Genomic DNA, 20,691 nt, shown 5'->3' on the forward strand with positions numbered 1-20,691 from the left:
TTTTTTCCTTTCATAGCCTGAACCTACAACGACGGCATGAAAACATGAGAAGTCAGAACCGTTGATCATTCGATAGCGGTCAAGTGAGGCACTTTGAAAAAAGCATTGTTTAAAGATGGAATGGTGACGCACCGCGCTGCGTTTACGCGTCTTATAACAAGCTTGAGCTGTGTCTCGGTTCTCACGTTCGCTGCAGTTGGAAATGTTTACGCATTCGATTCAAATAAGAGTGCCGACGCAATGGCCGCCGTCAACCAGATGGCAAATGTCACACCTCAGCAGGCTCTGAAAGAAGGGGCCCGCGCTTACTACTCCGGTGAAAAAGACAAGGCACTTTCTCCGCTCCGCTATGCCGCTGAAAACGGGCAGGCCATGGCCGCCTGGAAACTCGGCAGAATGTACGCGCAAGGAGATGGTGTGCCAGAAGATGACCTTCAGGCGTTCCAGTATTTTTCTCAGGTCGTGCGTGAATACTCTTCTGATGGTCCCAACGCGCGCTCCGCTCCTTTCGTGGCAAGCGCACTCGTTGAACTGGGCCGTTACTTCCTGACAGGCATTGGCGATACCCCAGTCAAGCAGAACACCTATAAGGCACGTGAGGTCTTCACCTACGCCGCGTCTTACTTCGGTGATGCAGACGCCCAGTACAATCTCGGCCTTATGTATCTGGACGACAAGCTTCCCGATCATGACCGCCGCCTCGCAGCACGCTGGCTCAAACTGGCTGCTGTAAAAGGACATGTGGGCGCTCAAGCCAAGTTTGGCGAACTTCTTTACTTTACAGAAGAACTTACCACAGCCCGCATAACCGGTCTGAAATGGATGACTTTGGCGCGCAGGCAGATTGTCGGTGGTGCGAATGATACCTGGATCGTCACGCTGCACGAGAAAGCATTTTCTCTGGCCTCTGAAAAAGAGCGCCGCAAATCCGCTGAATGGGCTGATGAATGGCTCGCAAAACGCGGTCACGTGGTTGCTTCCAGCAACTAATCCACGTCCTTCCTGTATTTTCTTCTAAATATGACTTGACCACTCAGGTTATTTCTGCGATTTAAATCATGAGTTCAATATTCAAGTTTTGTTATTGACCTCTGTTTGGCGATTGTAGACCCCGATGCGGGTCTCTGGAATGTACTTGGGGTGAGTCTTTTGGCTCACCCTCTTTTTTTGCCTGAACCCCGCAGAAAAGCTAAAATTTTCACAGTCTTCACGCATATTGTTTAAGCCCCTGAAATTTCAGCCTTTTCAACAGCTGGAAGCTGATTTCTCATTTTTCACGCATGATTTGGGAAAAACTACAAAACGCTATTGCCAAGCTTTAAAACTCTGCCTATATACCTGCCTCAACAAGACGCCGCGGGGCGTCACGTTGATGAGTAACGGAGCATAGCGCAGCCTGGTAGCGCATCTGGTTTGGGACCAGAGGGTCGCAGGTTCGAATCCTGCTGCTCCGACCATTCATCAACCCGAGATAGATCGGAGCATAGCGCAGCCTGGTAGCGCATCTGGTTTGGGACCAGAGGGTCGCAGGTTCGAATCCTGCTGCTCCGACCATCTATCGACCCGAAGATTAGTTCGGAGCATAGCGCAGCCTGGTAGCGCATCTGGTTTGGGACCAGAGGGTCGCAGGTTCGAATCCTGCTGCTCCGACCATCTTCTCTTTCTCTCTTAAAATTTAAGACTGAAATAGCACGGATCATCTCCGTGTTTTTTTGTGTTGCGCCATGCTCTCAATAGACATGGGCCCATCAGGCAAGCCGAAACTTTCTCGTACGATCAAGACCTTTATGCTGGAGCGGTAGCCTACTCGCAGGCCCTCTAGTTGCGTTTGTAGGTCCATACGCAAAGGCTGTACGAAAGACGCCTAGTGGGCTCTGCAGGCATTCCTATGCGCCTCATAAAGAGCATCCAGCTTTGCCATGAGGGAAGGGCGCGGGCGCAACAAAAAAGCCCAGAGGCGTAAACCTCCGGGCTTTTGAAATCTTGTGTTGTTTGGCTCTTCTTAGAAGATGAAGAGGTCCACGACGAAGAACATGCAAGCAGACAGGATCGCCGCCAGCGGCACAGTGATAACCCATGCAGCAATGATGGTCATGAAGTGCGAGCGGCGAACCAGCATGCGGCGCTTCTCGTCTTCCTTGACGCGATTCTGCTTGAAGGTCTCCATGCCAGTGCTCTGCTTCACGAAAGCAATGCGACGCTTGGACTTCATGGTGTACCATTCACGGAAGAAACCAACACCGAAGATCGCACCCACAGCAATGTGGGTGGAGCTCACAGGCAGGCCGAGCCAGCTTGCAAAGATCACGGTGATCGCAGCGGACAGGGACACACAGTAAGCGCGCATTGGGTTCAGCTTGGTGATCTTCTCGCCAACCATGCGGATCAGCTTAGGGCCAAACAGCATCAGGCCGAAGGAAATACCAAACGCACCGATCAGCATCACCCACAGAGGGATCGCAACAGCTTTCGCAATGCCACCTTCCTGAATGGTGTGCACGATTGCAGAGAGTGGACCAATCGCGTTCGCAACGTCGTTTGCACCATGCGCAAATGAGAGAAGCGCAGCAGAGAAAATCAGAGGCCAGCGGAACAGCGTACGCAGAGACTGGTTACGGTTCTCCATGCCTTCAGACTGCTTGCGGATCAGTGGGCGACAAACCAGCAGTGCGATAACAAATGCAGCTGCACCAATCAGAAGAGCGATCTCGATGTCGATCTTGACGATCTTCTTAAGGCCCTTCATCGCCAGGTAGGTTGCAAATGCGCCTGCCATAATCGCAATCAGCAACGGCACCCAGCGGCGCGCCGCAGCGATTTTATCGTGCTGATAGATGATGAAGCTTTTGATGAAAGCCAGGAACAGTGCAGCAATGATGCCGCCCAGAACCGGAGAGATAACCCAGCTAGCCGCGATGCCGGCCATGGTGCCCCAGCTTACAGAGCTGAAACCAGCAGCAGCAATGCCGCCACCCATCACGCCCCCAACAATGGAGTGAGTGGTGGAAACAGGTGCGCCGATCCAGGTCGCAAGGTTCAGCCAGATTGCAGCGGAAATCAGCGCTGCCAGCATCAGCTTTACGAAGTCGGTGTAATCACCAACCTGACTTGCGTCGATAATGCCCTTGGAAACCGTTTTAACAACGTCACCACCGGCAATCAAAGCGCCAGCACTCTCAAAGATAGCAGCCAGCAGCAAGGCGCCGCCGATTGTGAGAGCTTTGGAGCCCACGGAAGGGCCCACATTGTTTGCTACATCGTTTGCGCCGATGTTGATCGCCAGATAGGCGCCAATACCAGCTGCAGCAACAATAATAATAGCGTTTGGTTGGTCAGAGACATAAAAACCAGCCATCGCCATAGCGAACATTAGAAAAACAAATGCGACCGCAGGAGCAACCAATGGCCGTGCCATTGCGTTGCCGGCCAGCTCTAGCCTGGAAAACTTTTCTAAGTCTTTGTCTAGAGTCGGCTTTTTTCTAAGGTTAGACATGCTGTATACTTTTTTCGCCGCGTCTTCTTCGCGTAGTTTCTCATGCACCGCGCAGCAAGCATCATACCCACTGCAATTTGGCACCCAACCCCTCATCATCCGATAAGGACAGGTGAGTGCATGTCATTTAGTGTGGCATCTTTGCCTTCAAATGAGCCTGCGCCGGAAACATTTCTCGAGGAACTTTGTGTATTAAAGCTACCTGCAAGCGCTTTTATTTCCGGTGAACGCTCAGTTCGCGCGCAAACTAGTTTTTGCGCCGGTATATTTCAAGTTAAAAATACCTATAAACTTTGGAGAAGTAACTAGTCACAGATATTTCACGAAAACTTCGCACTACCTTCACTCAAAATGGCTCAGCGTCAAGTCCAATAATACTGAAGTCAAAACCGCAAATATTGCACCTATGAGCGCAATTATTGCACTTACTGCCGCAATGAGTGCATCTATAGTTATTTACTAAGAGAAATCGGTATAGGTTTACCAAGTGCATTGACACCAATGGCATAATTGGAGAAGAAACAGGAAAACTGGTATTTCGCCTTGGAAAACGTGTTTCCGATTCCGATGCGAGCAAGAGAGGTGACATGGTAGCTAGAATCTACAATCCAGCCAAAACGGCCATGCAGTCCGGAACCGCCAAGACCAACAACTGGGTGCTGGAGTTTGATCCGCAGTCTCCAAAGTCCATTGATCCGCTCATGGGCTACACATCTTCCGGCGACATGAAGCAGCAGGTGAAGCTGAAATTCTCCTCCAAGGAAGAAGCGGTCGCATATGCCAGCCGCAACAACATTCAGTACCGTGTTGACGAAGAGGCAAAGCGCAAGCACCGCCGCGCATCTTATTCAGATAATTTCCGTTTTGACAGATTATCTCCGTGGACACATTAAGTTTCGGCATTGAGATTATTCTCTAACGGCCTTATGAAACATCTCACGCAAGGGGCGAGCTGATCGCCCCGAGCCAAAGCGGTCCCTTAGCTCAGCTGGATAGAGCACCGGCCTTCTAAGCCGACGGTCGCAGGTTCGAATCCTGCAGGGATCGCCACTTTTCTCTCCCTAAATTTCAAGCAGCAGCGGCACACATTGCCATCAATGGCGATGTTGAAACCGCTTTCTCCGTTTTTGCACCTAAAGAGTAAATTCGTCTCATCAGTTGAGCGGTGCAGCTTTGTATTCCACGATTGCGAAGCTCTTTGAAATCTGCAGTTTTGAACCTCTCAAAACCCCAGTAAAACTGAAGGGATATAAGGTGTTCAATCCGCCGCAGTTTTAATAAATTCCTCTAATAGATCATTGTGCATGCCACATTTTTGCTGTATTTGACGGCAAAACACGCCCTAGGGGAAATCAACGAGTTGAACTGCGTGCAAAATTCATCAGAAATCCGTACTAACTGGACACGTGAAGAGGCTGAAGCCCTTTACAACCTGCCGTTTAATGACCTGCTGTTTAAAGCTCATTGCGTTCATCGCGAGCATTTTGACCCCAATGAGGTCCAGCAGAGCCAGCTCTTGAGCATCAAGACAGGCGGTTGCCCGGAAGATTGTGCTTATTGCAGTCAGTCCGCTCGCAACAACACCGAGCTTTCCGCCTCAAAGATGCTTGAAGTGCAGATGGTGCTTGAAGAAGCCAAGAAGGCAAAGGAAAGCGGTGCAACCCGTTATTGCATGGGTGCTGCCTGGCGTTCTCCAAAAGACCGCGACATGCGCGCCATCGAAATGATGGTGGAAGGCGTTAAAGAGCTCGGCATGGAAAGCTGCATGACACTTGGCATGCTGACCCCTGAGCAAATCCTGCGCCTGAAAGATGCCGGGTTAGACTATTACAACCACAATATCGACACCTCTGAGCGCTACTACAGCGAGATCATTACAACACGTAAGTTCTCCGACCGTATCGACACCCTCAATCTGGTGAAGGAAGCGGGCATCAAGGTATGTTCCGGCGGCATCGTCGGCATGGGCGAGAAAGACATGGATCGCCTCGACATGCTGGTCTCCCTGGCCACATTGGATGAGCATCCGGACAGCGTGCCGATCAACATGCTTATCCCGATTGAGGGTACACCGCTTCAGGATGCTGAGCCAGTTGATCCGATCGACTTCGTTCGTCTGATCGCTGTTACCCGCATCATGATGCCAAAATCCCACGTGCGCCTGTCCGCAGGCCGTACGGAAATGTCTGATGAAACGCAGGCGATGAGCTTCTTTGCGGGTGCAAACTCCATCTTCAAAGGCGACACGCTGCTCACCACAGACAACCCTGAAGACTCCAAGGACGCAGCTCTGTTCAAACGCCTTGGCATCCGCCCAATGGGGCTGAAGAGCTGTGCGGCTGCCCATGAGCCTGCTGAATAAGCATCAGGGTGCGCTGGAGCGTCTGGCGGAACGGGGCAGATCCCGTTCCCTGCTCAAAGCGCATGGCTGCGATTTCTCATCCAACGACTATCTGGCGCTGACAACAGCGCCAGAATTGCGTTTGGCAGCAGAAAATGCACTGCAACGTGGCGTTGGCATGGGGGCAGGCGGCTCCCGTCTGCTGCGCGGCAATGATCCTGAACATGAGGCACTGGAGGAAGAAGCTGCCAAGCTCTTTGGCGCTGAACGCACCTTATTCTTCGGTGGCGGCTATAACGCCAATCTGGCCATGTTCTCCACGCTTCCTCAAAATGGCGATCTGGTGCTTCACGACAGCCTGATCCACGCCAGTGCCCACGACGGCATCAAGCTGGGTTCAGCGCAGTCCATGGCCTTCCGCCACAATCAGTTGGAAGACGCGCAGGACCGTATCAGGCAGTGGCGCGAGCAGGGTGGCACGGGCCGCATCTGGCTGGCCTGCGAAAGCCTTTACAGCATGGATGGCGATCAGGCGTCGATCAAGGAACTGCTAGAGCTTGCTGATCAGCACGATGCCTTCCTGCTGGTTGATGAAGCGCATGCAACCGGCGTTCTGGGCGAGGGCGGCAGAGGTTTGGCGGCTGAGTTTGAAGGCCGTGAAAACGTCATTTCACTGCACACCTGTGGCAAAGCACTGGGCGCATCCGGCGCTCTTGTGTGCGGTCCATCGGTCATGATCGATTATCTCATTAACCGTGCCCGCGCATTCATCTACGCAACGGCGCCATCTCCACTGGTCGCCGCCATTGTCCGCGCGTCTTTGCAACTGGTGCGGAACCAGCCGCAGCGCCGGGAGCAACTGGCAGATTTGGTGGCCCACGCAAACGCGGAAATGGAGCGTCTGTGCGGTCAAAAGGGCAGCGGAACGCATATTCTGCCGTTCCTGATTGGCGATGACAAACGCACCATGCGCATTGCGAAGGCCCTGCAGGAAACCGGTTACGACATCCGCGGCATTCGCCCACCAACCGTTCCGCGTGGCACCTCCCGTCTACGTATTGCTTTGACCTTGCACGCCAGCAAGGCTGATGTATCCAGCATGTTTGAAGTGCTTGCAGAAGAAATGGATCTGGTTCCGTCATGACACAACCAATCATTGTTACCGGTACAGACACCGGCATCGGCAAAACAATCTTCTCTGCTGCGCTGACACAGGCACTGTCTGCTACCTACTGGAAACCAGTCCAGTCTGGCCTGGAAGAAGAAACAGATACGCTGGCCGTCACGCGCCTCACAGGCTGCACCGCTTTGCCAGAAACATATCGCCTGCAAATCCCGGCATCTCCGCACTTTTCTGCAGAGGAAGAAGGCGTTCTGATTGATGTCGAGAACTTGACCCTGCCTGAGGTTGATGGTCCTCTGGTGGTTGAAGGGGCAGGTGGCCTTATGGTCCCGCTCACCCGCGAGACGCTCTACATCGACCTTTTCAAAAAATGGCAGGCGCCCATTGTGCTGTGTGCGCGCACAGGTCTTGGCACCATCAATCACAGCCTGCTTTCAATTGAAGCACTGCGAGCCCGTGGTTGCAATCTGCTTGGTATCGTATTCATTGGCGATGAAGTGGCAGATTCTGAGCGCACCATTGCAGAGTACGCGGGCGTTAAAAAGCTTGGCCGCTTACCGCTGCTGAAAGAAATCACCCCAGAAACAATAAGAACAGCGTTTGCTGAGAACTTCCGTCTGGAAGATTTTCACACGCAAACCGGGGAGACCGCCTAATGTCCAAGAGCTCACCAATCTGGCATCCGTTCACCCAGCACGCCGTGCTGCAGGAAATGACCAAGATTACCGGCGGTTCCGGTGCTTACCTGACCAAGGCTGACGGCGAAAAGCTGCTCGACGCCATCGCATCCTGGTGGGTCGTCACCCATGGTCACTGCCATCCGCACGTCATCGGCGCCATCAAAGAGCAGGCCGATAAGCTGGATCAGGTGATCTTTGCAGGCCACACCCACGAACCGGCTGAACGTCTGGCCCGGCAGCTGCTGAACTGCACGCCAGATGGGCTGGATTACGTGTTCTTCTCCGATAGCGGTTCCACCAGTGTGGAAGTAGCGCTGAAGATGGCCCTCGGCTATTGGCATCATCTGGGCGAGAACCGCCAGCGCATCATCGTGATGGAAAACAGCTATCACGGCGACACCATCGGCACCATGTCCGTCGGTGAGCGCGGAGTGTTCAACCAGCCCTATAACCCGCTGCTGTTTGATGTGGCTAAAGTGCCGTTCCCGTCTGCGGGCAACGAGCAAGCCACAATTGATGAGCTGGAAAAGCTCTGCGCTCAAGGCGATGTTGCCGCCTTTATTGTCGAACCGCTGGTTCTGGGCGCGGGGGGCATGCTTATGTACTCCGCAGAAACGCTGCGGGCGCTCTATGAGACCTGCAAAAAGCACAATACCCTGTTCATCGCTGATGAAGTGATGACCGGCTGGGGCCGCACCGGCAAGCTGTTCGCCTGTGAGCATGCCCAAATCACACCAGACATTGCCTGCTATTCCAAGGGCCTGACCGGTGGGTCTCTGCCACTTGCGATTACCATGTGCTCCTCAAAGATCTATGATGAGCATTATTCGACAGACAGAAGCAAAACCTTCTTCCATTCCAGCTCCTACACGGCCAACCCGATCGCGTGCGCTGCAGCAGTTGCCAATCTGGAGATCTGGGAGAACGAACCTGTCTACGAGCGCATTGAAAAGCTCATAGAAATGCAGGCAGCAGGTCTGGCGCGCTTTAAGGATGACGACCGCTTCACCAACATCCGTCAGACCGGCACCATCGCCGCAATGGATATCAACGTGAAGGATCACGGCTATCTGTCCGATGTTGGTCCGCGCCTCTATGAGTTCTTCAAAACTAAGAACCTGCTGCTGCGCCCACTGGGCAACACACTCTATTCCATGCCGCCTTACTGCGTAACGCAAGAAGACATCAACCAGATCTACGATGCAATTGCCGAGGCTGCTGATGAACTCCTGTAAGGATCGCGGCGGACTGATCGGTTTTGGGCACTATGCCCCGCAAAGACGTGTAGCAAACGCAGAAATCGAGCAGGATCTGGGCCTTGAAGAAGGCTGGATTGAGCGCCGTACAGGCATCCGCGCACGTCGCTATGTAGCTCCAGATCAGGCGCTGACAGATATTGCTCTGCCAGCTGCACAAATGGCCATCGAAGATTCCGGCATCGATCCGTCCAAGATCGGCCTGACACTGCTGGCCACCAGCACACCAGACCACCTGCTGCCGCCATCCGCACCGCTGCTGGTGCACAAGCTCGGGCTGCCGAACTCCGGCGGCATCGATATGGCAGGCGCATGCGCCGGGTTCCTATACGCACTCGCTATGGCCGATGCCTATGCCAAAACGCAGGGCATTGCGGTTCTGGTGGTCGCAGCCAACATCCTGAGCCGACGCATCAATCCGGAAGAGCGTGCCAGCCGCGTGCTGTTTGCTGATGCAGCAGGTGCAGTTGTGGTGACACCGCCAACGCAGGACGGGCAAGGCATCCTTGCTTCCGACCTCGCCTCAGATGGAGCTTACTACGATCTCATCAAGATCTCCGGTGGCGGCAGCCGCAATCCGTATCGACCGGATATGGACCCCAACGAATACCTGATGAGCTTGAAAGGCGGTCAGACCGTATTCGCCAAAGCGGTGAACACCCTCACAGACTCTGCCATGAAGATACTGGACAAGGCCGGGCTGAAACCATCTGATGTGAACCACTGGGCACCCCATCAGGCCAACGCACGGATCATTCAGGCCGTCGGAACCAATCTTGGAATAAACACCGACAAGACTCTGATGACTCTGGGGGAGTACGGCAACAGCTCTGCGGCAACGATCCCATTCAGCCTGTCTAAATGCCGTGAAGAGCGCAGCTATAAGCCCGGTGACAAGCTTTTACTGTCTGCCATCGGCGCCGGTTTCGTCAGCGGTTCCTTGCTGATCGGCATGTAACAAGGGGCGCCCACTCGCGGTGGAAAAACGAGCGGGCGCTGGCGCATCAAACCGCAGTTATTTTGATGCGCTGTCCAGATAAGCCAGCAGGTTCTCAATATCTGCTGGCTTCTTCAGGCCTGCAAAGGCCATACGGTTCTTCGGAATAAACTTCTTTGGCTTGGCGAGGAACTCAGTCAGGTTCTCTGCATCCCACGTTACATCCGCGCTCGCCATGGCTTTGGAATATTTGAAGCCCTCAACAGCACCAGCTTGGCTGCCAATCACGCCATAAAGGCTCGGGCCAACTTTGTTCTGGCCTTCCTTCACGCTGTGGCAGGCCTTGCACTTCTTAAAAACCTTCTTGCCCGCCTTCACATCACCAGCCAGCGCCACCTGAACCGGGGCCGCTACGGGCGCAGGTGCGGCAGCTGCCTGCTTGCCATCAGCATTCAAAACAAGGCGCAGGGTCACCGGCACTGTGCGCGTAATGCCGTTCAGCTTGGCAAGCACTTTCAACTGATCAACGCCAGCGTTCACACCAGCTTCCTCTGTCCCTAAAAACAGCATGTCATTGGTGGTCGCCAGAACCTTGCCTTCAGAAATCCGGGCCACAAACACTTCCGTCTCCAGCGGAACTTCGGTTCCAAGCAAGTTTAGCGTGGCTTCAAGATCAACAACGGTCGTCTCACCTACTCCAAGCTTAGTCAGCTCATCCATATCCAGCTGCGCTGTCAGATCAGCCGCACCAATGCTTTGAAACACAATCTGGCGCATACGTTCGTTGCGGATATCGATGTTGGTTTCAACTGAGCCCAGATCAATGGTCAGTTGCAGCTTGCCATCCTCAGAAACGGTGCCGGTAAGCTTCTCAAAGCTGTTCACCTCGCCAACGGAGTTCTTCTTGATTGTGCCGTAGGAAAGGCGCGAGCTGTCGCTGTCAACTGTCCAGCTCTGTGCAAGAGCGCTGCCGGACAACAGTAAAAGCATCGCAGAGGTGCGGAAAAAGGTTTTTACCATAGGTATGTCGCCTTCGTGATTTGATGTGATTGACGATTTTTGGTTGCTATCAAATGGGAAACACACGACAGCTGGCTTTTATTCGATGCATTTTGGAAAAAAATATCCGAAGCGTTTTCAAAGTGATCTGATCACAGTGATGCCAAGGCTCTGGCGCTTTGCGCTATCGCTGGCCGGGCAAAAGGATCTGGCCGACGATTTGGTGCAGGCCACATGCCTGCGTGCACTGGAAAGAGAAAGCCAGTTTAAGGCCGGCTCAAACTTCGCCGCCTGGACCATGACCATCTGCCGGTCCATCTGGCTCAACGAAATGCGCAGCCAGCACCTCAGAAAGACCGGACAGCTTGATGCCGCCGTGGAATCTGGCCTTATTGACCCGTCGCCATCTCCAGAAACGAATATTTTTGCCGCTGAAGTGTTTAAGCAAGTGATGCAGCTGCCAGAAGGTCAGCGTTCTGTGGTGGAACTTGTTTTTGTAGAGCAATTCACCTATCGCGAAGCAGCCGCAATTTTGGGTATTCCTATTGGGACGGTCATGAGTCGATTATCTGCTGCCCGCAAAACACTGGCACCTTTGCAACAGGATCACGCCAACCAGATGAAGAAAGGAGAGCTGGCATGACATACACTGATGCACAACTGCGTTCCTATCTCGCTGGTTCAGCAGAAGCCTCTCTGGCCCAGCAGATCGAGGCTGATCTGGAAAACGACCCGATCCTTGAACAACGCCTTCTGGCTCTGGAAGGCCTGATTCCAGTCGTCCAGCACGGCTTTGCAGATCAACCAGCTCCAGAACACCTGGAGGAACTGGAAGAGAAGATCTTTGAAGATCCCACCAGTAAGGAAGTCCTGGCCACACCGTTCTATCGCCAATGGGGCGCCCGCGCGGCAACGCTTGCAGCTGGTCTTGTGATCGGCGCTGGCCTGATGATCTGGGCGGATGATGCACCTGACTGGCGTCAGGAAGTCGCCAGCTATCAGGCCCTTTACGTCAAAGACACCATCGCCTCTCTCAACCGCTCAGAAGACGAACTGAAACAGGAGCTTGCCATAGCCTCTGCCGCAGTGGGCCAGCAGCTTAACCTGAGCGATTTGACGGACCTGCAAGGCCTGAAACTGCTCAGAACCCAGATCCTCGGCCATGAAGGGGCTCCGCTGATCCAGATCGTCTTCGCGGATCCAAATGGCGCTCCCATCGCATTCTGCATTCTGAAAGACACCGGCGCATCAGACACCGCCATGCACTCCGATAATCTGAAAGGCATGGCCGCCGCCGACTGGACCGGCAATGGCTACCGCTATCTGGTCATAGGCGGCGATAACCAGAACCGCATCGACACCGTGGCCCAGCAAATCCACTCCCGCGTTCTGTAGGTCATCTAAGCACTTATCTTTCTGTCAGTATCTTCAAGAGCCCCTGCATTGCCACGGGTTCTTATGATAAGTCTTCGGGATTGCCGATCAGGATGTTGTTTTATGAAGACTTACAATGAGATTGAAGCGGAAAATCAGGAAGAACTGGCCAGTCGTGCCTGGTTTCACCTGATGCGGGCTCATCGCTACCTCTACCCAAGATTTGAGCGGAGCTTGCGTGACTACGGCATTGATAATCCGGTCTGGTACGAGATCATGCTGGAGATTGAACGGGCAGGAGAGCAGGGCGCAAAGGCCGCTGATTTGCAGGACAAGCTCTACATGGCCCAGTTCACCATGTCGCGCCATATCTCACGGATGGAAAAGAAGGGCTTGGTGGAGCGTCACCCCGATAAAGAAGATGGCCGCGCACATCTGATCTTCCTGACGAAGAAGGGAGCAGACGTCAACAAAGAGCTCTGGCCCCATTACTTCCGCACTATTCAAAAGGAAGTCGGCGCCCATCTCAGTAAGGATGAGGCCTTTACGCTCTTCAAACTGCTGACAAAGATCTATTCATAAAAAAGGGCCGCTCAGGAGCGGCCCAAATTCCGTTTAAAATCTGTAGTTTGCCGTCAGGCTGAAGGACCGGCCTGGTTCTTTCAAGGTGTGCACTGTCTGATAATCACCACCATAAGTGCCACGGTCTGAGTAATCTTCATCGAAGATATTGTTCGCTTCAAAGCGCAGCTTCAAGCCGTCAATCTGTTCAGGTTGATACTCTGCGAACAACCCAACAACCGCGTAACCGTCTATCGTTCTGTTGGAGTCGCTAGATCCGGTGTCATAATCCAATGCAGCCTGAATATCGCCGCCAACGGTCAGATCATAGTTTTCCAGTTTATGGGAGACATTGAATGCGATGACTTGTCCAAGTGGTGCGGCAAAGTCCTGTGCAATGTAGGAGGCAGCTGCATCACCATCAACTTCCACACGTGTGTTGGAATAGGTGATTTTTGCTGCACCTGAGCCCCATTTGTAGCCCGCAGCTAAATTAAAGCCTTCAGTAAGAACGTCGACATTATCGTCTCCTGATCGAGCATCACTAATGTCAGTCCTGAAAACTTCACCTGAAAGCAAGAAGCCGGATCGTTCAAACTCAAAACCAGTGGTCACGTTGTGAGAACGTGATGGTTTTATGCCGGAATAATCCCAGGATGGGTTGAAAACATAATTGTCTTCCAGTGCGATCCCACCAAAAACAGTGGCATAACCGGCTTTAAGTTTGAGCCCCTCCAAGACTTCATAGGATGCAGACCCATTACCGCTGAGCCCTGTTACAGAAGTATCAAAATCTCCAAGACCTTCAAACCGCTGATGATCCAGACGCAGGCCTGCTGAGAGCTTTAATGCCGACAAAGGTGTCCAACGTACTTGTCCGAAACCACCGAAATTAGTCGCAACCTCTTCTAAATCAGAGGACGGATCTTCATAATTCGCCGTCTTTCTGTAAAAATCGAAGCCCGTTGTGAAACCAATATCTTCACTAAAATGGAAAGTGTTTGCGACTTTGCCGTTTAGTGTATTGGAAGTGCCCTTACTTTTATGAGGTACAGGTACGTCAATGTTATTCTCGCTGAAGCCCAAAACCACCTCAGGATCGTAAAGATCAGTTGGTTCCAGATGATCATAACGGAATGAGAAGCTTTTACGTGTGGTGTCATACAACCGTATTGTGTCATTAGGTTTTGAGGTTAAGAAGCCAATATTCCCGCGATGTGGCCGCTCTTCCTTGTCCTTCAACATCATACCGGAAACCTCAAACCGGTGTCCGGTGTCTGAAGTGTAACCACCTTTGAGAAGGCCGGTTTGCAGGTTTGCGCCGGTACCTGGGATCTCCCAGTCTCCGCCCGAGGTGTAATCCTGTCCTTTGGCGTTCTTGGCAAAGGCGAGAATATCAAAACCGTTGTGTTCAGCAAAACCCGTCAGGGCTTGAGAGAACGTGTTGCCGTTTGTGTCAAAGCTCAGCGTGGCTTTGCCGCCCATGGTCTCACCGTCTTCCAGCAGGTCCAGCGCATCGATCAGCTGAAAGGCGATAGAGCCGCCCAGTGCATTTGGACCAGAATCTGCAGCCGCGATACCGGCGTCCACACGCACGGCACGCAACAAAGCTGGATCAATGGCATTGGCTGTCACATGGTGGAAGGCACGGTTGTTTTGCATCGCCCCTTCGATGGTCATGTTCAGGTTGAGCGCGTCCACACCATTTACGAAGATCTTTTGGGCAATCGGAATACCGCCACCAACAGTCACTGAGGCGTCTTCAGCAAATACATCCCGCAGAGTGCCCATCTCCGCTGCTTCAATCGCCTGTCTGGAAACGTAGATTGAGGTGTTTCTGTCTGCAGCCACCGCAAAGCGGTCGTTGTTGAAACTGTAAACAACAACAGGATCCAGCTCCTCGCTGGCATCCACACTATCTTGCGCCGCAGCCCCGGTAGAAAAATAAGCACCGTTTAAAACACAAACGGAAACAAGCAAACGCCACCGAAGTTTCTTCATTATGGTCCCCACCCACATATTGGCCGTATTACCTACGGCGAATCAAATATGAGAAAATCACTCATGTTTATTCGCGTGGGTATATGGGAAGGAAATTATAGATGCAAGTGCATCTAAATAGGCAAAATGGCACTGCAGATGGAGACAATCTCTCTTCTTTATTTATATCAATATGTTAGTGGGCATTTTACGCTGAATTGCACCTGTGTGTATTTGGTAATTTTTACAGATACGAGCCGTAGCAGGCAGGCCAAAGACACAAAAAAAGCCCCCACCAATCGCTTGGCAGGGGCTCATAAAAACAAAAAGGGTTAAGCCTGACGCTGACCCATCTGATCGTCGAGTGTCAGCAGGTGCCAACGGTCATCACCAGCTGCTTTGACCTGGTCAAGAACGCGGCGGAACAGATCTTCTTCTTCAATCTGTTCTTCCAGGAACCAATGCAGCATGTTCTGAGTGCCGTACTCTTTTTCCTCATGGGCAAGATCGAACAGAGCGTGGATCTGCTCTGTCACTTTCACTTCCATTTTCATGGCCAACTCAATAGCAGCCTGTGCTGAGTCAAATTCAACGGTTGGAGCGGAAATGCCTTCCAGCGTTACGCGAGAATCGCGCTTGACGATGAAGTCATAGATACGCATGGCGTGCTCGGTTTCTTCCTTGGAATGAAGGCGGAACCACTTTGCAAAACCTGGCAGTTCGCAAGAGTCAAAATAAGCAGCCACAGCGAGATAAACGTAGGATGCGCTCAGCTCAGCATTGATCTGCTGGTTCAGGGCGTCAGCAACTTTTGTGTTCAGTTTCATCATAATCTCCAATCAAAATTCGTGGAGACAGATTTGAAAAGCTACAAACTAATCGCCTTGACCAAAGTCAATTGCAACAGAATTATCTTAGCAATTGCAAGTGATTAGCAATTTCACAAATGCACTTGTGGCGCATATTTTCGTGCTCATGCCCGCCAGTTTTTCGGAGCAGAGCCATAGACCCGTTTAAACGCATTACTGAAGCTGGACGGGCTGTTATAGCCAGCCATATACGCTGCTTCCGCGACCGTAATGCCGCCCTTATTGATCGCTTGTCTTGCTTTTTCCAGACGCTGTTTGCGGATGAAATCGGAGACCGTCAGATTATACTTTTCTTTGAAATGCCGCTGAATGCTGCGCTTGCTGAGGCCCGTCTCTTTGGAAATCCGTTCAATAGAGAGGTCTTCTCCCAAATGCTCCATCAGGTACTCGCGAACCTTCAAGCCTTTGATCCGCAGTTTCGTGTCATCTTCCTGCGCTTCTGCTTGCACAGCCCCGCGTAAATGCGCGCAAGTTTGCGCCAGAAGCCCCAAAGCTTCCGCCTAGCGCTGCAAACCGCCAATCTCATCACAGTTCTCAGAGCTCATGGAAAGAACCCGAGCAGCACACTCCACCATCTGCTCATCCGGTTGCCAGATGAAGTAGTTCAAATGCCCGTTCATGAAGCTGCGCAGTTCCTCAGAAAGAGCAGGGGATTCCAGTCCGAGAGACCCAAACCAGTCCGGTTGTGCCGCTATGCCAACTTTGCGCAAAGAATGCCCAGCTTCACACGGTCTCAAACGTAGATTGGCACTCTTTTTCAGATTGAAGAGCAGCGCCTGAGGTTTGGGCGCATCTCGACTGCCCGCATCTAGATCAAAATAGACATCATCAATATAAAACTGCTGCTGTCCTTCCAGATAAATGAAAATCTGAAAAATGGGTGAGAGCTCCACCAGACTATCATGCGCATGATGCCCCATGGTCTCATCCAGAACTTTGACTCGAATCTGCTGCGCAATCTGCACCGAAAATGCCCCCTGACTTTTCATTGGCGCGCATGAAGATGTTTTTGGCGCACACGCCAATGCATTTCCAATCGACGAACACCTCCTCATAAATATATTATGAGTTTTGAAGTCAAGTTTAAAACTTCGTATGATTGAAGTTAGTCCAGCGCGACCTCCCAGCTAACCAACATCTCTGAATGAGGTGCCCAAAGTGCTTGTTATCCCCGCAGGCGCTCATGGTGCTGTGCTGCCGTGCGGACAGGATTGGAGAATGTCTCGATGACCAGCCGCGGCGTTGAAAAAGCACTTAAGAACGGCCTTTTCTGCAAAAAAACGCAAACCAACGCACTAAATCTCTTATTGGTGTCAACGGCGCTGACCTGCTCAACAGCGGCTGTCGCGCAAGAGAATAACTTGCTGGATGAGGTGGTCGTCACGGCCTCGGCTTCTGAAGTGACCTACAAGAATGCTCCGGCCAGCATCTCGGTTATCACCGCAGAAGAGCTGGAAAATCAGGGCGCAAAGGATGTTCGTTCCCTGCTGGAAAGTGTGGAGGGCCTCACATTCAACAGAGCAGGCAACCAGAGCAAAGTTCAGATCCGCGGCCTCAACGAGAATTACACGCTCTTCCTGATTGACGGAAAACGCGTCACCTCCGCCCCAAACGCTTTCCGCGGCAACGACTACGATTCCGGCTGGGTCCCACTGGAAGCCGTCGAACGCATTGAAATCGTTCGCGGTCCCATGTCCTCGCTCTACGGTTCCGACGCCATTGGCGGTGTGGTCAACATCATCACCAAGAAGGAAACGGAAGAATGGCACGGCTCACTTACCACCGAATATACCCTTCAGGAAAACCGCAAATCCGGTGACTATGGCCGCACAGGCTTCAATCTCTCCGGCCCGTTGCTGAAGGACAAACTCTTCATGCGCACCTACGGCAGCTGGGATTTCCGCCGTCAAGATTCCGGCAGTCTGAACCCGGATAGCCCAAGCGGGCGAGCCAACGCAGGGTTTGCCAAGAGTGATAACAAGTATATCGACACAACTGTGACCTGGGATGTGAACGAAGAAAATTCTTTCGATTTTAATGCAGGTTACAGCAAACGCACTCATGATAAGACGACTCTGGACCGGATTTCCGGGGGCATAACGCACCATGGCTCCTACGAGTTTGGTGAGACCGAGCTGCGTGCTTTCGGGGATCGGATCGAGAACTCCTATGGCCACGGCAACGCCGCTGGTGAAGACATGCCGAACACTGCCTACAACTTCACAGGGGATGGTAAAGTCAGTTTTGACGCTAATCTGCTCGTGCCAAACTATCTCACTGTAGGTGCTGCTTATCAACATCAATCCCTCGAAGACAAGTATGTGCTGACAGGTGAGGGCGGCTCTGACAGCTCCATCTGGCAAGCCGCAGCCTTCATCGAAGATCGCCTTGAAATCACAGATAGTTTCGAGCTCACCCTCGGCGGTCGCCTCGACAAGCACGAAAAATTCGGCTGGAACGCCAGCCCCCGTATTTACGGCGTCTACCACTTCACCGACGCCCTCACATTCAAAGGCGGCTGGTCCTCTTCCTTCAAAGCCCCAACACTTCTGCAGCTGTCTCCAAATTGGAAACAGGTCTCCTGCGGCGGGGATTGTTTTCTGGAGGGCGCTGAAGATCTGAACCCGGAAGTGGGCAGCAGCTTCGAGGTCGGCTTTAAATATGATCAGGCAAAGTGGAGTGCAGGCCTGACAGGTTTCCATAACACAATCAAAGACATGATCCAGTTCCCACCCGCCAGAACCGCTGATGTGGCAGTAGCTCAGACCTACTCCAACTACGTTGGACTGACCTCTGATGGGAAGCCAATCTTCAAGTTTGAGAACATTGAAGAAGCCCGCACAATGGGGATAGAGGCGAACCTGACTGTCCGTCCAATCGATGAGCTGACAGTCTCCGCCAACTACACCTATCTGGATGCTAAAAACACCAGCGCCAATGATGCTCCACTGGCGTTCCAGCCAGAACACTCTGCCAACATCAAGCTGGACTACGCCTTTAACGAAAAGCTGAGTTTTGCTTTGTCTGCCAACTATGTAGGCGAACAGTACACCTCAGTACCTGCCAATGGAGACATGACTTACGCCCGCAAAGTTAATGGTTATGTCACCGCAGATTTCACAGGCCGGTATGATGTGAACGAGAACTTCACTCTCCGGGCAGGCGTTCTGAACATTGCAAATAATCAGATCCTCAAAACGGACTGGGATGAGTTCAACGTTGATGGCCGCCGCTATTTCATCTCCGGCACCACACGTTTCTAACGAGTTGGACACTGAAACGGGAAGGTGGGTACAGCCCACCTTTTCGCGTAAAGGCATACCATCATGTTTTCATTCAAGAAAACTCTTCTAGGCCTGTTGGTTCTTATGATTTCACAAAGTGTCGTGCCGAGCAGTGCAGCACGTTCCCTTAGCTCCGAAACAGCAGTAGAAGCTGTGTCTCTTCAACAAGGCCAGGAGCTGTTGTTTGAGTTGCAGGCAGATCCGGGGGATTACATCCATCTCGGCTGGTCCGCCCCATCCGGAAGTTTTCATCTGGACAGCATTGAAAGAGCAACCGGCAAACACATACGCCGGTTCGTATCCGAGAACATCGGCCGAGCTCCATTTCTGTTGGTTGCCGGAGAGCAACCGATCAATCTTAAAGTCTCAGCAGTTCAGACAGGCCAGTTCACGCTTTCTGTTTTGAGAAAGGTAGCTGTGAGCGAGCAAGTTTCCTCACAAAAAGAACACCTTAGCCCACGCATTGCAAAACTGGCAGAGCATCTGAAAACTGGCGGAACCTCCGATGATTTCTGGTCGGAAGTGGCGGCAACTGGCACACCACTCATTGAAGATCAAGGGGATGGTAACAGCATCCTGACGTTTCTGGCCAAAGGTGCGAAAAACGCCGTTCGTTTGCTAGGCGCCCCAACCAGCAATCACGAAGAGCTGGAAAGACTTGGCATCAGCGATGTCAGGTTCAAGTCATTTGTCGTGCCCAACACAACCCGATTGTCTTATCAGTTGGCAAAAGACGTTCCTCAGATTACTGGCTCATGGATGGAACGCCGCAGAGCAATCTTTGCAACTTTGTCAGCTGACCCATTCAACAAACATCCATGGCCTTTAGACGCAATTGATCCATATAATCAACACTCTACGGTTCTTTTGCCCAAAGCCGACAAAGGCCGTTTTCTGCAGAATCATGGTGCTGCCAAAGGCTCTCTGACCAAACATGTGATAGAGAGCCGGATCCTTGAAAACAAGCGCAACATCTGGATCTACCGCTCAGTAGGCTATGAGGTGTCAAAAGAAACTGCTCCGCTTCTGCTGATGTTTGACGCAGAGCACTACAATGGTCGCATCTCAGTCCCAGTCATTCTGGATAACATGGTTACGAAGGGCGTTGTCCCGCCACTCGCTGCGGTTTTTATCTCTCATATTGATGGCAAAACCCGGTCTAGTGAACTGCCGAACAATGCGGATTTTGCTCAGTTTATGGCCAAAACTCTGCTTCCGTTTGTGGAAGAGCAGTTAGGGACGTCTTCATCACCGGGCAGAACCATTTTAGCTGGCTCCAGCTATGGCGGTCTTGCTTCAAGCACTGTTGCCCTTCGCTATCCGCAGCAGTTTGGAAACGTCCTCTCCATGTCCGGCTCCTATTGGTATTCAGAGGAAGGGGATGAGAACTATGTTGCCAAACTCATTGCAAGCAAGCCAAAGCAGGACATCGCATTCTTCCTGAGTGCAGGGCTGTTTGAGAAGGGAGTTGGGGGTAGAGACCGAGGTATCCTCTATTCCAATCAACATCTTAGAGATGTCCTGATAGCAAAAGGCTATCCAGTTAAGATGAGAACATACGCAGCTGGACATGACCTGTTTTCATGGCAAACCATCCTCAGCGATGGCCTCATTCATCTGCTTGGAAGCACCACTCAGAAGTAGCTACACATCACAAATAGATGCATCTGCATAAAATTCTGAGTGTAACCTTCAGGTATTATTGGACAACTTTCAGTTTTGATTTTAGATAGGGACAAAGCTCAACAGCCAGGCTGCGGCCAAGCCATGAGACATCTATCCAACGGAGTTAGA

At 52.1% G+C, this 20,691-nt stretch carries 18 protein-coding genes and 4 tRNA genes; 16 read left to right on the plus strand and 6 right to left on the minus strand.

From position 1 onward, the window contains the following. Positions 1–240: 240 nt before the first annotated feature. From AC3CB2_RS05360 to AC3CB2_RS05375, 4 genes are all read left to right on the plus strand, one after another. Positions 241–990: a tetratricopeptide repeat protein gene (locus tag AC3CB2_RS05360; RefSeq protein WP_008546711.1), complete on the plus strand. Its 750-nt coding sequence runs from the start codon at positions 241–243 to the stop codon at positions 988–990. Between the two features lie 390 nt (positions 991–1,380). After that, positions 1,381–1,457, plus strand: a tRNA-Pro gene (locus AC3CB2_RS05365). Positions 1,458–1,477: 20 nt separating this feature from the next. Further along, positions 1,478–1,554: transfer RNA gene (locus AC3CB2_RS05370), tRNA-Pro, on the plus strand. Between the two features lie 22 nt (positions 1,555–1,576). Continuing rightward, positions 1,577–1,653: transfer RNA gene (locus tag AC3CB2_RS05375), tRNA-Pro, on the plus strand. Between the two features lie 349 nt (positions 1,654–2,002). On the opposite strand, the gene AC3CB2_RS05380 is transcribed toward AC3CB2_RS05375, so the two are convergent. After that, the gene (locus tag AC3CB2_RS05380) at positions 2,003–3,493 is read right to left on the minus strand and encodes an inorganic phosphate transporter (protein WP_174519212.1); all 1,491 of its coding nucleotides are present in this window, start codon (positions 3,491–3,493) and stop codon (positions 2,003–2,005) included. Positions 3,494–4,080: 587 nt separating this feature from the next. Between AC3CB2_RS05380 and AC3CB2_RS05385 the strand changes: the two genes are divergently transcribed. The 7 genes from AC3CB2_RS05385 to AC3CB2_RS05415 all read left to right on the plus strand — a co-directional run bounded on the left by AC3CB2_RS05385 (position 4,081) and on the right by AC3CB2_RS05415 (position 9,851). Further along, a complete protein-coding gene (locus AC3CB2_RS05385; RefSeq protein ID WP_008546405.1) occupies positions 4,081–4,386 on the plus strand; it encodes an ETC complex I subunit in 306 nt (101 codons plus the stop codon). Between the two features lie 80 nt (positions 4,387–4,466). After that, a tRNA-Arg gene (locus AC3CB2_RS05390) sits at positions 4,467–4,543 on the plus strand. 310 nt (positions 4,544–4,853) lie between these two features. Beyond that, positions 4,854–5,855, plus strand: coding sequence for a biotin synthase BioB (bioB, locus tag AC3CB2_RS05395; protein ID WP_352930341.1), 1,002 nt, complete (start codon positions 4,854–4,856; stop codon positions 5,853–5,855). Continuing rightward, positions 5,839–6,978 carry an 8-amino-7-oxononanoate synthase gene (locus AC3CB2_RS05400; RefSeq protein WP_352930340.1) on the plus strand — a complete coding sequence of 380 codons (1,140 nt, stop codon included), beginning with the start codon at positions 5,839–5,841 and terminating at the stop codon, positions 6,976–6,978. Before bioB ends, AC3CB2_RS05400 begins: the two co-directional genes overlap by 17 nt. Further along, positions 6,975–7,613, plus strand: a complete 639-nt coding sequence (gene bioD, locus AC3CB2_RS05405) for a dethiobiotin synthase (protein ID WP_352930338.1) — start codon at positions 6,975–6,977, stop codon at positions 7,611–7,613. Before AC3CB2_RS05400 ends, bioD begins: the two co-directional genes overlap by 4 nt. After that, a complete protein-coding gene (locus AC3CB2_RS05410) occupies positions 7,613–8,872 on the plus strand; it encodes an adenosylmethionine--8-amino-7-oxononanoate transaminase (protein WP_352930336.1) in 1,260 nt (419 codons plus the stop codon). Before bioD ends, AC3CB2_RS05410 begins: the two co-directional genes overlap by 1 nt. Next, positions 8,859–9,851, plus strand: coding sequence for a beta-ketoacyl-ACP synthase III (locus AC3CB2_RS05415; protein WP_352930334.1), 993 nt, complete (start codon positions 8,859–8,861; stop codon positions 9,849–9,851). The genes AC3CB2_RS05410 and AC3CB2_RS05415 overlap by 14 nt, the downstream gene beginning before the upstream one ends. Before the next feature lie 57 nt (positions 9,852–9,908). Here AC3CB2_RS05415 and AC3CB2_RS05420 read toward each other — a convergent pair whose 3' ends face one another. Further along, on the minus strand, positions 9,909–10,850 hold the full coding sequence (locus AC3CB2_RS05420; protein ID WP_352930332.1) for a c-type cytochrome: 942 nt from the start codon (positions 10,848–10,850) through the stop codon (positions 9,909–9,911). A 25-nt stretch (positions 10,851–10,875) separates the two neighbouring features. Between AC3CB2_RS05420 and AC3CB2_RS05425 the strand changes: the two genes are divergently transcribed. The 3 genes from AC3CB2_RS05425 (at position 10,876) to AC3CB2_RS05435 (ending at position 12,785) form a co-directional block, all read left to right on the plus strand. Continuing rightward, positions 10,876–11,472, plus strand: a complete 597-nt coding sequence (locus AC3CB2_RS05425; RefSeq protein ID WP_352930330.1) for an RNA polymerase sigma factor — start codon at positions 10,876–10,878, stop codon at positions 11,470–11,472. Continuing rightward, the gene (locus AC3CB2_RS05430) at positions 11,469–12,224 is read left to right on the plus strand and encodes an anti-sigma factor (RefSeq protein ID WP_352930328.1); all 756 of its coding nucleotides are present in this window, start codon (positions 11,469–11,471) and stop codon (positions 12,222–12,224) included. The genes AC3CB2_RS05425 and AC3CB2_RS05430 overlap by 4 nt, the downstream gene beginning before the upstream one ends. A gap of 102 nt (positions 12,225–12,326) precedes the next feature. After that, positions 12,327–12,785 (plus strand): MarR family winged helix-turn-helix transcriptional regulator, encoded by a 459-nt coding sequence (locus tag AC3CB2_RS05435; RefSeq protein ID WP_008547118.1) that lies wholly within the window; start codon positions 12,327–12,329, stop codon positions 12,783–12,785. Between the two features lie 33 nt (positions 12,786–12,818). Here the strand turns inward: AC3CB2_RS05435 and AC3CB2_RS05440 are convergent, their stop codons facing one another. From AC3CB2_RS05440 to AC3CB2_RS05455, 4 genes are all read right to left on the minus strand, one after another. Beyond that, positions 12,819–14,765 carry a TonB-dependent receptor domain-containing protein gene (locus tag AC3CB2_RS05440; protein WP_352930326.1) on the minus strand — a complete coding sequence of 649 codons (1,947 nt, stop codon included), beginning with the start codon at positions 14,763–14,765 and terminating at the stop codon, positions 12,819–12,821. Between the two features lie 311 nt (positions 14,766–15,076). Continuing rightward, a complete protein-coding gene (locus AC3CB2_RS05445) occupies positions 15,077–15,571 on the minus strand; it encodes a ferritin (protein ID WP_008547124.1) in 495 nt (164 codons plus the stop codon). A gap of 146 nt (positions 15,572–15,717) precedes the next feature. Next, positions 15,718–16,062: a helix-turn-helix domain-containing protein gene (locus AC3CB2_RS05450; protein WP_352930324.1), complete on the minus strand. Its 345-nt coding sequence runs from the start codon at positions 16,060–16,062 to the stop codon at positions 15,718–15,720. 51 nt (positions 16,063–16,113) lie between these two features. After that, the gene (locus tag AC3CB2_RS05455) at positions 16,114–16,578 is read right to left on the minus strand and encodes a hypothetical protein (protein ID WP_352930322.1); all 465 of its coding nucleotides are present in this window, start codon (positions 16,576–16,578) and stop codon (positions 16,114–16,116) included. A gap of 261 nt (positions 16,579–16,839) precedes the next feature. Between AC3CB2_RS05455 and AC3CB2_RS05460 the strand changes: the two genes are divergently transcribed. Together AC3CB2_RS05460 and AC3CB2_RS05465 are read left to right on the plus strand one after the other, a co-directional pair. Beyond that, entirely contained in the window at positions 16,840–18,876 is a 2,037-nt protein-coding gene (locus AC3CB2_RS05460) for a TonB-dependent receptor domain-containing protein (RefSeq protein ID WP_352930320.1), read from the plus strand. Between the two features lie 63 nt (positions 18,877–18,939). Then, positions 18,940–20,541, plus strand: a complete 1,602-nt coding sequence (locus AC3CB2_RS05465) for an alpha/beta hydrolase-fold protein (RefSeq protein WP_352930318.1) — start codon at positions 18,940–18,942, stop codon at positions 20,539–20,541. The last annotated feature ends 150 nt before the right edge of the window (positions 20,542–20,691 follow it).

It is taken from the genome of Pseudovibrio sp. SCP20 (assembly GCF_057774105.1).

Bases quoted from the DNA above. Each gene is read 5' to 3' on its own strand.
- AC3CB2_RS05430 (WP_352930328.1), top strand. From the start codon at position 11,469: ATGACATACACTGATGCACAACTGCGTTCCTATCTCGCTGGTTCAGCA.
- AC3CB2_RS05435 (WP_008547118.1), top strand. From the start codon at position 12,327: ATGAAGACTTACAATGAGATTGAAGCGGAAAATCAGGAAGAACTGGCC.
- AC3CB2_RS05465 (WP_352930318.1), top strand. From the start codon at position 18,940: ATGTTTTCATTCAAGAAAACTCTTCTAGGCCTGTTGGTTCTTATGATT.
- AC3CB2_RS05410 (WP_352930336.1), top strand. From the start codon at position 7,613: ATGTCCAAGAGCTCACCAATCTGGCATCCGTTCACCCAGCACGCCGTG.
- AC3CB2_RS05415 (WP_352930334.1), top strand. From the start codon at position 8,859: ATGAACTCCTGTAAGGATCGCGGCGGACTGATCGGTTTTGGGCACTAT.
- bioD (WP_352930338.1), top strand. From the start codon at position 6,975: ATGACACAACCAATCATTGTTACCGGTACAGACACCGGCATCGGCAAA.
- AC3CB2_RS05400 (WP_352930340.1), top strand. From the start codon at position 5,839: ATGAGCCTGCTGAATAAGCATCAGGGTGCGCTGGAGCGTCTGGCGGAA.
- AC3CB2_RS05385 (WP_008546405.1), top strand. From the start codon at position 4,081: ATGGTAGCTAGAATCTACAATCCAGCCAAAACGGCCATGCAGTCCGGA.
- AC3CB2_RS05420 (WP_352930332.1), bottom strand. From the start codon at position 10,850: ATGGTAAAAACCTTTTTCCGCACCTCTGCGATGCTTTTACTGTTGTCC.
- AC3CB2_RS05440 (WP_352930326.1), bottom strand. From the start codon at position 14,765: ATGAAGAAACTTCGGTGGCGTTTGCTTGTTTCCGTTTGTGTTTTAAAC.
- AC3CB2_RS05460 (WP_352930320.1), top strand. From the start codon at position 16,840: ATGACCAGCCGCGGCGTTGAAAAAGCACTTAAGAACGGCCTTTTCTGC.
- AC3CB2_RS05445 (WP_008547124.1), bottom strand. From the start codon at position 15,571: ATGAAACTGAACACAAAAGTTGCTGACGCCCTGAACCAGCAGATCAAT.
- AC3CB2_RS05360 (WP_008546711.1), top strand. From the start codon at position 241: ATGGCCGCCGTCAACCAGATGGCAAATGTCACACCTCAGCAGGCTCTG.
- AC3CB2_RS05380 (WP_174519212.1), bottom strand. From the start codon at position 3,493: ATGTCTAACCTTAGAAAAAAGCCGACTCTAGACAAAGACTTAGAAAAG.